Source organism: Trichocoleus sp. FACHB-591, assembly GCF_014695845.1.
GTDB lineage: Bacteria > Cyanobacteriota > Cyanobacteriia > FACHB-46 > FACHB-46 > Trichocoleus.
In genome coordinates, this window is record NZ_JACJPA010000121.1 from 164297 (window position 1) to 178798 (window position 14502).

Here is a 14502-nt window from a genome sequence, read left to right on the forward strand (position 1 = left end):
AACTTCTCAGCCGAATCCCAAAGCTCAAATTCAGGACAAGGAGCGATCGCAACAGATTGTCACCTATCTCAAGAGAGTGTTAAGAGTGCCAGACTTTTAGGGAAACTGGGGAGACAATAGCCCTAGCTGGACTTGGAGTTTGCTCGATCATGCGGCCAATTCGTACTTTCAACGTCTCTCCCTCCTTGCCCCCCCGCTTGGAACCCCTCCGGAAGTTGGCCTACAACCTCCATTGGGATTGGAACTTTGAAACGAAAGATTTATTCCACCGCTTAGACCGAGACCTCTGGGAATCGAGCCGCCATAACCCAGTGCTCATGTTGGGCACCATTAGCCAAGAGCGCTTGCGAGAAGTAGCCGAAGATGAAGGTTTTCTGGCTCACATGGAGCGGGCCGTGCGGCAACTCGATGGCTATTTGGCAGAGCGGACTTGGTATCGCAAGCAAAAAGCCAAAGATCAACAAGCCTGCTACGCTTACTTCTCAGCAGAGTTTGGCCTTACCGATAGCCTACCCATTTATTCAGGCGGTTTGGGTGTTCTCGCAGGAGATCATCTTAAATCTGCGAGTGATCTGGGTTTGCCGCTGGTTGCCGTGGGTTTGCTGTATCAAGAAGGCTACTTTGCCCAATACCTCAATGCGGATGGCTGGCAACAAGAGCGCTATCCCATCAACGACTTTTACAACATGCCGCTGGAACCAGAACGGCATCCAGATGGTTCAGAGATCCGAATTTCTGTAGAATATCCGGGTCGGACGGTCTATGCCAGAGTTTGGCGTGTGCAGGTAGGTACCGTGCCGTTGTATCTGCTCGACACCAACATTGAACCCAACAGCCCCTACGACCATGACATCACCGACGAATTGTATGGTGGTGACATTGATATGCGGATTCACCAGGAAATGATGCTGGGAATTGGTGGCGTCCGCATGCTAGAAGCCTTGGGGCTGAAGCCGACCGTTTATCACATGAATGAGGGACACTCAGCGTTTCTAGCTCTAGAGCGGATTCGCAAGATGATCCAAGAAGATGGCTTGACCTTCACCGAAGCGAGCCAAGTGGCCCAGTCTACTCAGGTGTTTACGACACACACGCCTGTAGCGGCAGGAATCGACTTGTTTCCCCCAGACAAAATCATGCATTACCTGGGGCACTACGCTGGAACTTTTGGCTTCCCTAGAGAAGAATTTTTAGCGCTCGGTCGGGAGAATACAGGCGATTTCTCCTCACCCTTTAGCATGGCGATTCTGGCCATTAAGATGGCGACCTTTATCAATGGCGTCAGTCAATTGCATGGGGAAGTTTCTCGCCACATGTTCCAAAGCTTGTGGTCCAATTTCCCGTTAAATGAAGTGCCCATTACCGCCATTACTAATGGGGTGCATGCCCGTAGTTGTGTCGCTAAATCCACCCAAGAGCTGTACGATCGCTACCTTGGTCCCAATTGGTCGGATGCAGCTCCAGACCATCCGTTGTGGGAACGGGTGGAATCGATTCCTGATGAAGAACTCTGGCGCAACCATGAACGCTGCCGCTCGGCACTGGTGGTGTTTGTGCGCGATCGCCTGCAAAAGAATGTGCGCGATCGCGGTGGCTCTTTGAGCGAGTTGGCGCAAGTCCAAGAGGTGCTTGATCCGACTGTCTTAACCATTGGCTTTGCGCGTCGCTTTGCCACCTACAAGCGTGCCAGTTTATTCCTCCGCAATCTGGAGCGAATCAAAGAAATTCTGCAAGGTGGCTCTAGGCATCGAGCCGTGCAATTCGTGATTGCAGGTAAAGCTCATCCCAGAGATATTCCGGGCAAAGAACTGATTCGGCAAATTGTCCACTTTATTCGTGCAGAAGGCTTGAGCCGCCATGTCGTGTTCATCCCAGACTACGACATCCATGTGGCGCGGTTGATGGTGGCTGGTTGTGATGTCTGGCTGAATACACCTCGACGACCCCGCGAAGCTTCTGGCACTAGCGGCATGAAAGCAGCAATGAATGGTTTGCCCAACTTAAGCATCCTTGATGGTTGGTGGGATGAAGCTGACTACGTGAAAACAGGTTGGCCGATTGGGCATGGGGAAGACTACGAAGACCCCAACTACCAAGATGAGGTAGAAGCCAATGCGCTGTACGACCTGCTAGAGCAACAAATTGTGCCACTGTTCTACGATCGCGATGCCGAAGGATTGCCGCGTGGCTGGATTGCCAAGATGAAACATGCGATCCACCTCAACTGTCCTCGGTTTAACACGGCTCGGATGGTGCGAGATTATGCCATGCAGGCTTACTTCCCCGCTAGCGATCGCTATCAGGCGATGGTCAACAACCAGTACGCGGCTGCCAAGGAGCTATCCCATTGGAAAGCGCATCTGTTTGAGCATTGGTACGACATGAAGATTCAGGATATTGATATCTCTCAACCTGCGGATATTCAAGTCAACGAAACCATTAGTGTTAAAGCCCGCCTCAAACTGGGAGCTTTAACTCCTGCTGATGTGCAGGTAGAACTGTATCAAGGCTCAGTCAATGCCGAAGGTGAGATTGCCGATGGCGTGTCTGTGGAGATGGAATACCAAGGTCAAGACCCGAACCAGCATAGTATCTACACAATCGACATCAGTTACACTAGTAGCGGTCTCCAAGGGCTATCCTTGCGCGTGTTACCCAAAAATGAGTACCTCAGCAGTCCATATGAGCCTGGGTTGATTCTTTGGGCAGAAGCGTAGGGACGACAATGTAGCCTGTCTCGCGATCGCCTAAAACCAAGTTGCGCTCTAGTCCCCAGTACCACCAATGCGCGGCGACATAGGCACAGATTAAAGCATCCAGTTGATCTTCAACGGCTTTCATCTCTGTCCCTTTGGTGGGGATTTCCGGAACTAAGGTTGCGTCTGGAAGAAATAAGCTTGGCTCCAACTGCGTCAAGTCTTGCAGAATGTGCTGACGTAGCTTCAACAGTTCCAATCGGCGATCGCTCAGCTTGCCTTTTTTATACTTTAAAATCTGCGGCAACCCAAACAGATGAATCATCGCTGGATGGGGAAACACCTCAATTTGGTAGCGTCCTGATTGTTGCGCTGCTAGTACTGGCGCATGAGCAAACCCTCGCGCTTCCAAACTTAGACCAAAAGCTACAGTCCGTTCAGCGAACGGCAAACCTAAGTTGGCAGGGTAGCAGCCTGCATGATACCGCCCGAAATATTTGTGAGTGAGGCGATCGGGCAATCGCATCCCCGTTGCGTTGGGAATTAAGGTTGGCGCATCCACCGCGATCACTGCCGACGCTTCAGATGGAGCTGAATAGTCTACCCAAAGCAAAACATCAGCGATCGCTTCTAACCGCTCCAAATTCAACAAATGTAATTTGTCCTCTCGCCATTCAAGACAGCAAAGTCCGGTAGGTTGCGATCGCCATCCCAAATCAATCCCTAAAAACTTCATCATTAAACTGTTGGCACTTTACTCATTTTCTATGTTGCTTGGGAATGATGATTAAGTGACCAGTCGATTGAACCTAAAGAGTTGGTGAACTTTCAAATTCTCAGGGTCTAATCTCATAAAAATTGTTCTAGAACAGAGAAGAAATATTAGGTAGTTCCATATCTTGACAACCTATGCCTAAGGCTGCAGCTAAAACAAAATCAACTAAGAGTAAATCAGCCAAAACATCTAAGGAGCAGGCTTCAGCTCAGCTTAATTCATATTTACAAAATGAAGTTTCTCGTCTTGCAGAGATACACGGAGTTAGTATCTCTGTTTTTGAAGAGTTCGCTTATTTTGTTATTGAAAACTATAAGAAAAAAGAGCCAGTTATTAAGCCGCCGAAAGTTAAACCATTAACTTTGACTCAAATTAAGGCAGCAATCTTTCAAAACTTTTCAGTTAAAAATACCACAGAGCTTAAAAAGTCAGGTGCCTTCAAAATGGCAACCGATGGTATGGATGACTTTAACTTAAGCGTTAAAGAGGATTGGGAAAAGCTATACCGCAAGTTTGTTGGTGTGCTTCCAGGTGAAGAAAATCAGCAGGGTTATGGCTGTATCAATGGCATTAATATCTTCAACTATTTCAAGCCTTGGCAAGTTTTTGCTTTAGATCCTAAAACTGCAACTCGTAAAGATATTCAGAATGCTTATCACAAACTAAGCAAAGTTTATCATCCCGATATTTCTAAAACAGGAGATGCTGCAATTTTTGACAGCCTCACAATTATGTACAAAAGTATCAGTGCAGAGGCATAGGCATGACTAAAAAAACATCAGGTTTTACGATTCGCGGAGCTGAGCTTGCAAGCGCATTGGAAATTGACCCCAAGGAGTTAGACAAAGTAATTACTTTTTTTGACTCTGATCCAAACGATCAATGGGAATTGCGTGAAAACGACCATTTTATTTATCTCAACAAAAGCTTGCAGGAAAGATTGTTTTCTGAACAAGGAGCTTATGCGATCGCTAAATACATGGATGAAAAAGCGACGAAAAGCATTTGGGCACGAATCACAGAGTTTATAACTAGACATAAAGAGAAAATTCGTAATGCTTTTATTAGTCGAAAAATTCAAGAAAATTGTAGCTCTCTAACAGTTAGAAACAACAGACACTTCTTATCTAATAAAGATGTTATTAATATTCTTGGTACCAGCCCTGCACGGTTAAATAAAGCCTTCGATGAGATCCGCAGATCAGACGATCCAATGAAAATTCATGAGGATTTTGATGATTTTGATGAAAAGGAGCATAAAAGCCCGCGTTACTACTCCCTATCAGGCTTTTACAAGCTGTCGCAACATCTGTCAAAGCAACTGACCGCTAAAGACCGTCGTGGCTGGTGTGCAGCAATTGAGGTTGTGGGCAAAAAAACTTTCAAGCTCATTATTGATGAACAAACCGCTTATCAAAAAAGAATTAATTCTGCAATGGATGCTGTTAAGAGGCGCGATGGTAAGCGTTGCCAAGTTACGTATATGAAACGAGACAAATACAACAAGTCAGTCGAAATCGTTGCCCATCATATTTATTCCCAGGAACACTATCCCCACCTAGCGGCATGTCAAGATAATCTCATTAGCTTGACTAAAGAAATCCATATTGATTTTCATACTTGGAATGGTGGTTTTCACAAGCCCTGCACAGTTGATCATCTGATTCATTTTGTAAATGAGCTTCATCCTGAGAATTATGAGGTTGTTTTAAGGCTCAACAAAGTAAAGCAAATGTTGGATGCCCAACAACCTAAATCCAAGGCAGTTTGATGAATGCTTCAATCGAGCATCAAACGTCTTAAGCATTGGTCAAACTGTTTAAGGGGCGATCGCTTTGAAGTATCAGGGGGATACCGCCTTGAGGCGTGAAAGTAGCTCCACGACGGAGAGGCCGAACGGGGCGGTGATCAACCAGGCTGAATTGCCAGCGGGAGAGCAAAGTAGCTAGAACCAGCTTCATTTCGTATTGAGCGAACGCCATCCCAATGCAGCGGCGATTGCCACCACCGAAGGGTAAATACTCGTAGGGCGAAAACTGCCGTTCTAAAAAGCGTTCTGGGCGAAACTGATTGGGTTCTGGGTAGAGATCTGGACGGTGATGAGTCAAATAAATGCAGGGTGAGAGGTAAGTTCCTGGCTCAAACTCGTGCCCCATAATTTTGACTGGAGCCTTGGCTATGCGGAGAAACGTGAACAGCACCACTGGGTAAAGTCGTAGCGTTTCTTGGCAAACTGCATTTAGATAAGGTAGACGAGCGATCGCGCTGGGATCTGCTTCTGGCCCTACCGTTTCTAGTTCTTGTAAGAGGCGATCGTGCACTTCAGGCATAGCATGCACCCAGTAAAGCGCCCAAGACAGTGACGAAGCGGTGGTTTCATGCCCTGCAATTAGCAAAGTCATCAACTCATCTCGCAGTTCCACATCTGTCATCGGTTGGCCTGCTTCATCTTGTGCAGCCATCATCAAACTGAGGATGTCTTCTCTGGTTGCATCTGGTTCAGCTCGGCGTTGCTCAATTTCGGCATAGATGAGTTGATCAATCTTTTGCCGACGGCGGAGAAATTGACCCCAAGGACTCCATGCCCCTAGATCTTGCTGTAGGGCTGGCACAAACACAATGAGAGATTTGAGCGGAGAGTTAAAGCCTTCGAGTAAAGCACCCAAAAGTTGCCGCAGTTGCTCCAGTCTTGGCCCTTCATCCAAGCCAAACACCGCTCGTAAAATTACCCTCAAGGAAACTTCTTGCATTGCCGTCCGAGCCACCACTGTTTCACGAATGGAGTAGTCGCTGATCACTTTTTCTGCCGCATCACAGATCAACTGACCATAGGCCCGCATGCGATCGCCATGAAACGGAGGCGTGAGTAAGCGTCGTTGTCGAGCGTGGCGATCGCCATCTAGCAGAATGAGCGAGTTGTCCCCCAGTGAGGGACGAAATATGTTGTTAGAGCGACCAGAGTCAAATAGCTTGGGATCGGCGGTAAAGATCTCTTGGATGGCTTGGGGATTGCTGAAAACTACAAACGGCGGAAAGCTAGCGAAGCGGGAAGTGAACGGATCACCATAGCGCCGCGCACAATCTTCTAAAAACTCCAAAGGCCACAACACACCTTGCAGCGTCAGAAATAGCTTCGGACCTTTAGGACCATCAGGAAGTTTCATGGCACTCAGCCCTCTCTAAACCAGCGATCGTTAGACCTCTTTCTGTCATAACACTTGAGAAGGGTCTAAACTGTAATGCGCTAAATCGGTTTAGGGAACTAGGTTAATCATGGCAATAGCTAAATAAGTGCTCATCTGCCCCAATACAATCATGTAGCCACAGAAAGGCATGGCTTGCGGAAGGCGATCGCCAACCCAGATCAATTCCTAAAAATTTCATACCATGTGTCTTATAGCACTCGCTTGGGGCTTAAAGAGAGTATGGTGCAAACGTTTTTTCCGCACGTCAAAAAGATACCTGCCCCACACTTACCTTTAATCCGAATCAGGTAATTGATTTTTAAGATGATGAGTGTACGTATGGAAGCACAGTCTTATCATTTGCTGATTGTTGAAGACAATCAAGGGCAACGTGAGGTGATACTTGATAGCCCAATCTACTCAATTGGTACGAATGTGAAGTGTGATATTCACTTGCATACCCAGTTTGCTGCACGCTGCCGTGCCACCCTCGTGAAGTTACCTCATAAACACGGCACAGTGTACTATCGCATCGTAGACGGCAACCTCAAGGGAAAACCTAGTGCAAACGGACTCCTTATTAATGGGCGATCGCTTCAAGCTCATGACTTGCAAAATCAGGATGAGATTGTTTTTGGTGCTGGAGTAAGTGCCCGGTACTATACGGGCATATTGCAACCGCCTCATGAAGATAAACCGCCAAATTCTGAAGCCCACTCTCCTCGTAAGCCAAATCCCCTTACACCTAGCACTGGGGTAGAAGCAATTCCTGATTCAGGCTGGAGTCAGATTCCTTAGAAATTTTTAATCTATAACCGTTCTGCCAAGTATCCCAAGGGCTTAAACAGAGCGTGAATGAATATCGACGTTGCTATACTCAAAGCGAAGTACCGCCATATCGATGCTACATGCTCACCGTTCACCATCTCAACGTCTCTCAGTCCGAGCGAGTAATCTGGCTGCTCGAAGAACTGGAGTTGCCATACGAGCTAAAGGTATACCAACGCGATCTATCTACCCAATTCGCGCCAGAAGAACTGCGATCGATTCATCCGATCGGTAGTGCGCCTGTGCTTTGTGATGGTGAAGTCGTGCTGGCTGAGTCTGGGGCCATCCTTGAGTATGTATTGGCTCGCTACGGAGACGGACGGCTCATAGTACCTGTCACAGCACCTCAATACCCCGGCTATCTGTACTGGTTCCACTACGCCAACGCCAGTCTCATGAATCAGATGAGCCTGCACTGGATCGCGACAATGGCTGCGGGTGCAGATAGTGACTCTCCACTGTTACCCATGCTCCAGGAACGGCGAGATCGCCACCTACAATGGGTTGAAACTCGCCTATCACAAGTACCCTACTTTGCGGGTGACGAATTTACCGCCGCGGACATCATGATGCACTTCCCCTTCGGCACCATGAAAGCCTTTTATAATGTAGGCCTTGACAATCGCCCCAACATTCAAGCGTGGCTTGCGAGAATCAGCCAGCGTGCTGCCTACCAACGAGCCATAAAGGTAGCTGGACACGAGCAAGACCCAGCGCTTGAGTGGAGCGAAACACGAGAGGTATTTTAGAGGAAATTGTTAGCTCTAAATGCTGAGCACCGGAGTAGAACAGGTGGCTGTGCGTTGACCTTCTAAAAGCAGAGGCTGCCCTAGAAGAGGCGAGGTTCCTAGAGAGCGATCGCCTGCGAGTTGCTACCGAAGCGAAAACTAAAAACAATAATTGAAGGACACAGCAAAGCCATGTCCCAGTCATACCCGGCTTAAGGAATTAGGAGCAAACCCTAAGTTTAGGAGTTTGACGTCCACCTATGAGTTCAACAATAAAGGGCCTACAGTCGGTGGGTTGTGATGAATATTACATATTCAAAAGATTCTATTTAGGGGTAGCGATCGCCGGAAAAACTAATGATTATGCTGGTATCGACTGAAAGCGGGTCCATAGGCAGCCAGGAGATTTTGTGGAGATAAGGCGATCTCTGGCTGCCCATGACAGATCAGCCGTTGATTGACACATAACACGCGATCGCAATGGCGACTAACCATATCTAGATCGTGAGACACTTGCAGCACAGTCCACTGTTGTTCTTGCTTGAGTTGGTGTAACAAGGCATAGAAGTCTGCCTCTCCTTGAGCATCTACGCCAGCAAAAGCTTCATCCAAGACTAAAAGTTTGCGAGGCATCACGAGGCAGTAGGCCAGCAACACTCGCTTCAGTTGTCCAGTGCTCAAGGTGCCAATAGGCCGATGGCGTAGGTGATACGCATCCACTCGTTGTAACGCTTGTGCGATCGCGCTTTGTCGTCTTTGATGGCGATCGCCTCTGATCGCTAAAGTTTGCAGGCTCCGCAACCAAGTTTCTATGGGCGTTGCAGTTGGAGCAGTTGGCATTTGCAGATCCACCCAGCCTAACCCGACTAACTCATGCACCGAGATGGGAAAACTGCGATCGAATACAAAGTTTTGAGGCACATAGCCAATTTGATGCCGTAAATTTCCTAAGCGAGATAACGGACGACCAAAAATCTGGATCGTGCCTTGCTTACGGGGTAACAGGCCCAAAATGGCTTGAATTAAAGTGCTCTTCCCTGCCCCATTTGGGCCTACTACAGCCGTATCCGTTCCAGGTTGCAACTCAAAGGAGACATCTTGCACCGCTGGGTGTTGTCCCTGATATACCATCAAGTGCTCAATCTGCAAGATGGGGCCGCTCCAGCTCCCTTCAGCCTGGGACAGCTCTGGGTGATACTGTTGCTCAAAGTCGAAATGAGGTTGATCGGAATTCATCAATACTACTGACATGCAGCTTCGAGAGTTTGGAGATTCTTCTTCATCGCGGTGAAGTAATACTGTGGGTCTAACGAGCCAGCTTCTAGGGAATCGAGGGGCTGCAAAGTGAGATTTAAGTCTTGGGCCAAGCTTTGCAGCAGCTTGTTATCGGTTCCCGGTTCACCAAATAATGCTTTTACTTTGTACTGCTTCACCGTCGCGATCGCGTTTTGCACTTCCCTGGGCGAAAGGTTATCTTCGGGTAACTCCACCACCGCAACTTGCTGCAACTGATACCGCTGTGCCAAGTAGGGATAAGCATTATGAAACGTGACAAAAGTGCAGTTGGGATACTTTTGCAAAGTTCGCTGAAACTCTCCATGCAGAGTATCAAGTTGCTGGAGATAGGCCGCAGCATTGGCTGTGTAGGTGGGTTGATTGGGTGGATCAACCTTAACTAACTGATCGCGAATATTTGTAATTTGCTGCTTTACCAAAACCGGATCAAGCCAAACATGCGGATTACCTTCTGCATGAGCATGGGCGGTTGAGTCTGCTGAGTGTGACTCTCCAGGCTCTGCCTTTGCGTGTCCATGCTCTTCTGTAGCCGCTGCACCAATGGGTTGAATCCCCTGGCTCGCGTCAACCACTACTAGCTTAGAATTCTGAGCACTTTTGATGGTATCTCGTAAGAAAGATTCCAGCCCTAAGCCGTTCTCGACCAGCACATCTGCCTGCGCGATCGCCTGCACATCCCCCGGTTTCGACTGATATTCATGCACTTCAGTCCCAGGAGGAATCAAGACTTTTACATCTGCCGCATCCCCTGTCACTGCCTTGGTAAACAAGTACATGGGCAAGAAAGTGGTCATCACCTGCACCCGATCCGACTGCCCCTCACCTTGGGATAGCTCAGCGCCAGGAGCGCCTGAGGTAGTTTGACTACAGCCCATGAGAACCAACCAAGGCAGCAGCGGCAGAGTTTGTAAAAGCGATCGCATGGTGATATGCAAGACAGCTTCTCCTCAGAGACAGCAGTGATAGAGTAGATAGCCCTAAGAAAATGAGAATCGATCTTATTCTAATTGATTGAGAATGAATCTTATTCTAGTACTTCACTAAATTGGTGTGGGGTTACGTTGGGTAGGCGATCGGCCAAAAGTGAGGACACCCCTAAAGAGTGCCCCATTTCAACTTCTGAAAAAGAATGAGTTAGTTACACCAAACTACGAAGAAAGGTAAGTGTAGCCGCTCAAGCTGCGCTCGTAGTTTTGTAGCAGCAGTTGCGACTCTGCTAAGGTGATGCGCTTTTCTTGCAGGGCGTGTTCGGTTTGCTGGCGAATGTTTTCGATTAAGTCCTCAGCATCGTATTGGACATAGCCCAAAACTTCGTGCATCGTGTCGCCCTTGACCACATGCTCGATCCGGTAGCCTTTGGGTGTGAGGCTGATGTGAACAGCATTGGTGTCGCCGAACAAATTGTGCAGATTACCCATGATTTCTTGGTACGCCCCACCCAAGAACATGGCTAAATAATAGGGCTCCTCTGGTTTGAGGGCGTGTAGCTCCAAAACCGATTTGACATCGCGCAAGTCAATAAACTGGTCAATTTTGCCATCGCTGTCACAAGTCAAATCAGCTAGCGTTGCCCGTCGAGTTGGTTCCTCATTCAATCGATGAACTGGCATGATGGGAAAGAGTTGATCGATCGCCCAACTGTCGGGGGCTGACTGAAACACCGACAAGTTGATGTAATAGATCGAGGCCATGATTTTCTCTAGATCTTCGAGATCATCGGGCACATAATCTTGCTGGCGAGCAACCTCCAAAATCTTTTCGCAGCAGGCCCAGTACAAGCGCTCAGCTCTCGCTCGCTCGGTCAGGCTAACGTAGCCAAAGCCAAACAAGCTCACCGCTTCTTCTTTGAACTGCGTGGCATCGTGGTAAGCCTCTTGGTAATTCTCAGCAGTAATGGCTGAGTAGGTGTCGTAGAGATTGCGAATGATCAAATGCTCATCTTCGCGGGCGGGTTCTGGCGTTTCTGACGGCGGTTCGCTGGTGCCCAAAACATCAAAGACTAAGACAGATTGGTGAGAGGCGATCGCTCGACCACTTTCACTCACAATCGTGGGTACAGGCAGGTTACGTTCGGCACAGGTTTCTTTGATCTCTGCGACTACATCATTGGCATAGTTCTGCATGTTGTAGTTTTTGGAGGCGTAGAAGTTGGTTTTGGACCCGTCATAGTCCACACCCAGACCGCCGCCCACGTCAATATATTTCATGTCGGCTCCGAGCTGCGCCAGTTCCACATAGATTTGGCTGGCTTCACGAATCGCATCCTTGACGACATTGATCGAAGAAATCTGGGAACCGATGTGGAAATGCAGTAGTTGCAGCGAACCCAACATATCAGCGGCTTTTAGTTGCTCAACCGCGTGGAGAATTTCTGGAATGGTGAGGCCAAACTTGGCGCGATCGCCCGCCGAACTGCCCCAGCGTCCAATCCCTTTGGCACTCAGCTTAGCCCGCACGCCCAGAATCGGTTGAATGCCCAGCTTGCGTCCTGCCGCGATCGCCAACGCCACTTCTTCTACTTGCTCCAGCACGATGATCGGAGTTTGGCCCAAGCGCTGCGCCAGAATCGCCGTTTCAATATACTCGCGGTCTTTGTAGCCGTTGCAAATCAGCAAAGCTCCGGGTGTATCCAGGGTTGCCAGGGCAATCATCAGTTCGGGTTTGGAACCTGCCTCCAAGCCAAACTGGTGCGGCTTGCCAAATTTGACCAAGCTCTCAACCAAATGCCGTTGTTGGTTGCACTTGACCGGAAACACCCCCCGGTAAGTACCAGGGTAGTTATACCGCGCGATCGCCCTACCAAAAGCAGCATTAAGGCGCTCAATGCGGTCTTCCAAAATATCAGAAAAGCGAATCAGTAGCGGTAAGCCTAGGTTTCGGAGTTTAAGCGCAGTCACTAACTCAAACAGATCCAGAGAACCGCCGCGATCGCCTTTGGGAGACACCGTAATGTGGCCCGCAGCATTGATGGAAAAATAAGGCTCTCCCCAACCCTGGATGCGATAGAGTTCTTCGCTATCTTCAATCGTCCAGGATTTACGGAGATTCAAAGTTTCTGTTGGCTTCGCTAAACTCAATGATTCTGGTTCAGCGTGGCTTTTGTCTAGCTGAGTTTTGTTAGCGCCATCGTTAGCGGCTTTCCCCATTCCGGATTTTGCTGCTGGCCGTCCACCCATCCTGTCTTACCCTCTGAGTATCCTCCTAGACAAAAGAAAAGCCTGATTTTGACTCGCTGCTGGCAAAATCAGACTTAACTTCGAATGCCAGTCTAGCGCATTCATCTGATGCTAAATGATCATCTAGCGCACTTTCAGCCTCACCTTCTGGCAGAGACTTTCTGGGGTAATCTGGACGTTGTAACAGTTGATGAAATATCAGGAGTACCCCTTGGAACGGACATTTTTGGCGATTAAGCCCGATGGTGTGCAGCGGAAATTAGTCGGTGAAATCATTCGTCGCTTTGAAACCAAAGGCTTTACCTTAGTTGGCCTCAAGATCCTCAATGTGAGCCGCGAGTTGGCCGAGCAGCACTACGATGTCCACAAGGAAAGACCCTTCTTCGCTGGTCTTGTCGAGTTCATCACTTCTGGACCTGTTGTGGCAATGGTGTGGGAAGGCGAAGGCGTAGTTTCCTCTGCTCGGAAGATTATTGGTGCAACCAACCCCCTCGCCGCTGAGCCTGGTACGATTCGCGGTGACTTCGGCATCAACATTGGCCGTAACCTAATCCACGGTTCTGACGCGATCGAAACCGCTCAGCGGGAAATTGCCCTCTGGTTTAAAGAGGAAGAAATTGCCAACTGGGAACCCACGCTGATGGCTTGGACCCGCGAGTAAATCGACCTCTCCGCTGTCCCCTCTCCCGCAGGAGAGGGGAGCCAGAAGACGGGTTGCAGTTGGTAGGACGTTATGAAGTTGGAGCTTCTAGGGGTTCGATGATGCCGCCACCGAGTACCACATCTCCGTCGTACCAAACTGCGGCTTGACCAGGGGTAACGCTGAACTGAGGTTCATCAAACACCAACTTGACGCGATCGCTACCATCCTGATCCAGCGGGATCACCGTCACAGGGACCGCAGGCGATCGATAGCGAATCTGAACTTCTGCACGAATCGGAGTGGCAGGGGCGGCGATCGCAACCCAATTCACCCGCTGCACAGTACATTCTGCATGCTGTGCCTCTGTGCGCTCACCCACAATCACTCGATTTCGTCCTGCATCTAGGCCAATCACGTAGAGGGGTTGAGCCGCAGCAATCCCCAAGCCTTTGCGTTGCCCAATGGTGTAATGATGCACGCCTTCATGCTGGCCCAGTACTCGCCCTGCTTGATCGACAATGTCGCCTTTTTGCGGCGTGATGTACTGATCCAAAAACTTCTGCATAGAACCGTGGGCTTCAATCAGGCAGAGGTCTTGGCTTTCGGGCTTTTCAGCGGTGTAGAGGCCCAGTTCTGCGGCAAGGCGACGAGTTTCAGTTTTAGGATGCTCACCCAGCGGAAACAACACCCCAGCCAGAATTTCTTGGCTGAGGTCGTACAAGAAATAGGTTTGGTCTTTGCTGCGATCGACGGCTCGGCGCAGTTGGTAACGTCCAGTGGCTTCATCAACGGTGATCCGCGCATAGTGCCCTGTGGCAATGCGATCGATGCCGAAGTTCTCGCGGGCGTACTGTAGCATCGGCCCAAACTTCACGGCTTTGTTGCACTGAGAGCAAGGTAGTGGTGTGATTCCAGCGCTGTAACCCGACACCAAGTAATCAATAATGTAGGTTTGGAAGGTGTCTCGGATATCGACGATGTGGTGAGGAATCTCTAATTGTTCGCAAATGCGGGCAGCGTCCACCATGCCTTCAGAGCAGCATTGGCCTTTCCCCTTCATCAGCCATAGGGTCATGCCAACGACTTCGTAGCCTTGCTGGTGGAGGATGGCGGCTGTAACGGAACTATCAACTCCACCGGAGAGTCCTACCACAACTTTATTCATGGACTGCCAA

12 protein-coding genes are annotated in these 14502 nt (G+C 49.1%); 6 read left to right on the plus strand and 6 right to left on the minus strand.

Features of this window, described 5'->3' with window-relative positions; translation table 11 throughout:
- The first annotated feature begins 149 nt into the window (after positions 1 to 149).
- Positions 150 to 2717, plus strand: coding sequence for an alpha-glucan family phosphorylase (gene glgP / locus H6F90_RS28440; RefSeq protein WP_190555328.1), 2568 nt, complete (start codon positions 150 to 152; stop codon positions 2715 to 2717).
- Here glgP and H6F90_RS28445 read toward each other — a convergent pair.
- Positions 2671 to 3435, minus strand: a complete 765-nt coding sequence (locus H6F90_RS28445; RefSeq protein WP_242024669.1) for a DUF429 domain-containing protein — start codon at positions 3433 to 3435, stop codon at positions 2671 to 2673. The genes glgP and H6F90_RS28445 overlap by 47 nt on opposite strands.
- A gap of 170 nt (positions 3436 to 3605) precedes the next feature.
- Between H6F90_RS28445 and H6F90_RS30955 the strand changes: the two genes are divergently transcribed.
- A complete protein-coding gene (locus H6F90_RS30955; protein ID WP_242024670.1) occupies positions 3606 to 4232 on the plus strand; it encodes a molecular chaperone DnaJ in 627 nt (208 codons plus the stop codon).
- Positions 4233 to 4234: 2 nt separating this feature from the next.
- Positions 4235 to 5242, plus strand: a complete 1008-nt coding sequence (locus tag H6F90_RS28455; RefSeq protein ID WP_190555329.1) for a hypothetical protein — start codon at positions 4235 to 4237, stop codon at positions 5240 to 5242.
- A gap of 28 nt (positions 5243 to 5270) precedes the next feature.
- Here H6F90_RS28455 and H6F90_RS28460 read toward each other — a convergent pair whose 3' ends face one another.
- Positions 5271 to 6635, minus strand: a complete 1365-nt coding sequence (locus H6F90_RS28460; protein ID WP_190555330.1) for a cytochrome P450 — start codon at positions 6633 to 6635, stop codon at positions 5271 to 5273.
- 360 nt (positions 6636 to 6995) lie between these two features.
- Between H6F90_RS28460 and H6F90_RS28465 the strand changes: the two genes are divergently transcribed.
- Together H6F90_RS28465 and H6F90_RS28470 are read left to right on the plus strand one after the other, a co-directional pair.
- Positions 6996 to 7454, plus strand: a complete 459-nt coding sequence (locus H6F90_RS28465; protein ID WP_190555331.1) for an FHA domain-containing protein — start codon at positions 6996 to 6998, stop codon at positions 7452 to 7454.
- Positions 7455 to 7507: 53 nt separating this feature from the next.
- Complete coding sequence (locus H6F90_RS28470) at positions 7508 to 8233, plus strand: glutathione S-transferase (RefSeq protein WP_199296236.1); 726 nt, start codon at positions 7508 to 7510, stop codon at positions 8231 to 8233.
- Positions 8234 to 8566: 333 nt separating this feature from the next.
- Here H6F90_RS28470 and H6F90_RS28475 read toward each other — a convergent pair whose 3' ends face one another.
- The 3 genes from H6F90_RS28475 to speA form a co-directional block, all read right to left on the minus strand.
- Positions 8567 to 9448: a metal ABC transporter ATP-binding protein gene (locus tag H6F90_RS28475; protein ID WP_190555332.1), complete on the minus strand. Its 882-nt coding sequence runs from the start codon at positions 9446 to 9448 to the stop codon at positions 8567 to 8569.
- A gap of 5 nt (positions 9449 to 9453) precedes the next feature.
- Positions 9454 to 10443, minus strand: a complete 990-nt coding sequence (locus H6F90_RS28480; protein ID WP_242024671.1) for a metal ABC transporter substrate-binding protein — start codon at positions 10441 to 10443, stop codon at positions 9454 to 9456.
- 213 nt (positions 10444 to 10656) lie between these two features.
- On the minus strand, positions 10657 to 12684 hold the full coding sequence (gene speA / locus H6F90_RS28485; protein WP_242024672.1) for a biosynthetic arginine decarboxylase: 2028 nt from the start codon (positions 12682 to 12684) through the stop codon (positions 10657 to 10659).
- Between the two features lie 211 nt (positions 12685 to 12895).
- On the opposite strand from speA, the gene ndk reads away from it, so the two are divergent.
- On the plus strand, positions 12896 to 13345 hold the full coding sequence (gene ndk / locus H6F90_RS28490) for a nucleoside-diphosphate kinase (protein ID WP_190438638.1): 450 nt from the start codon (positions 12896 to 12898) through the stop codon (positions 13343 to 13345).
- Positions 13346 to 13415: 70 nt separating this feature from the next.
- Here ndk and mnmA read toward each other — a convergent pair whose 3' ends face one another.
- Positions 13416 to 14492 (minus strand): tRNA 2-thiouridine(34) synthase MnmA, encoded by a 1077-nt coding sequence (mnmA, locus tag H6F90_RS28495; protein WP_190555333.1) that lies wholly within the window; start codon positions 14490 to 14492, stop codon positions 13416 to 13418.
- Between the last annotated feature and the right edge of the window lie 10 nt (positions 14493 to 14502).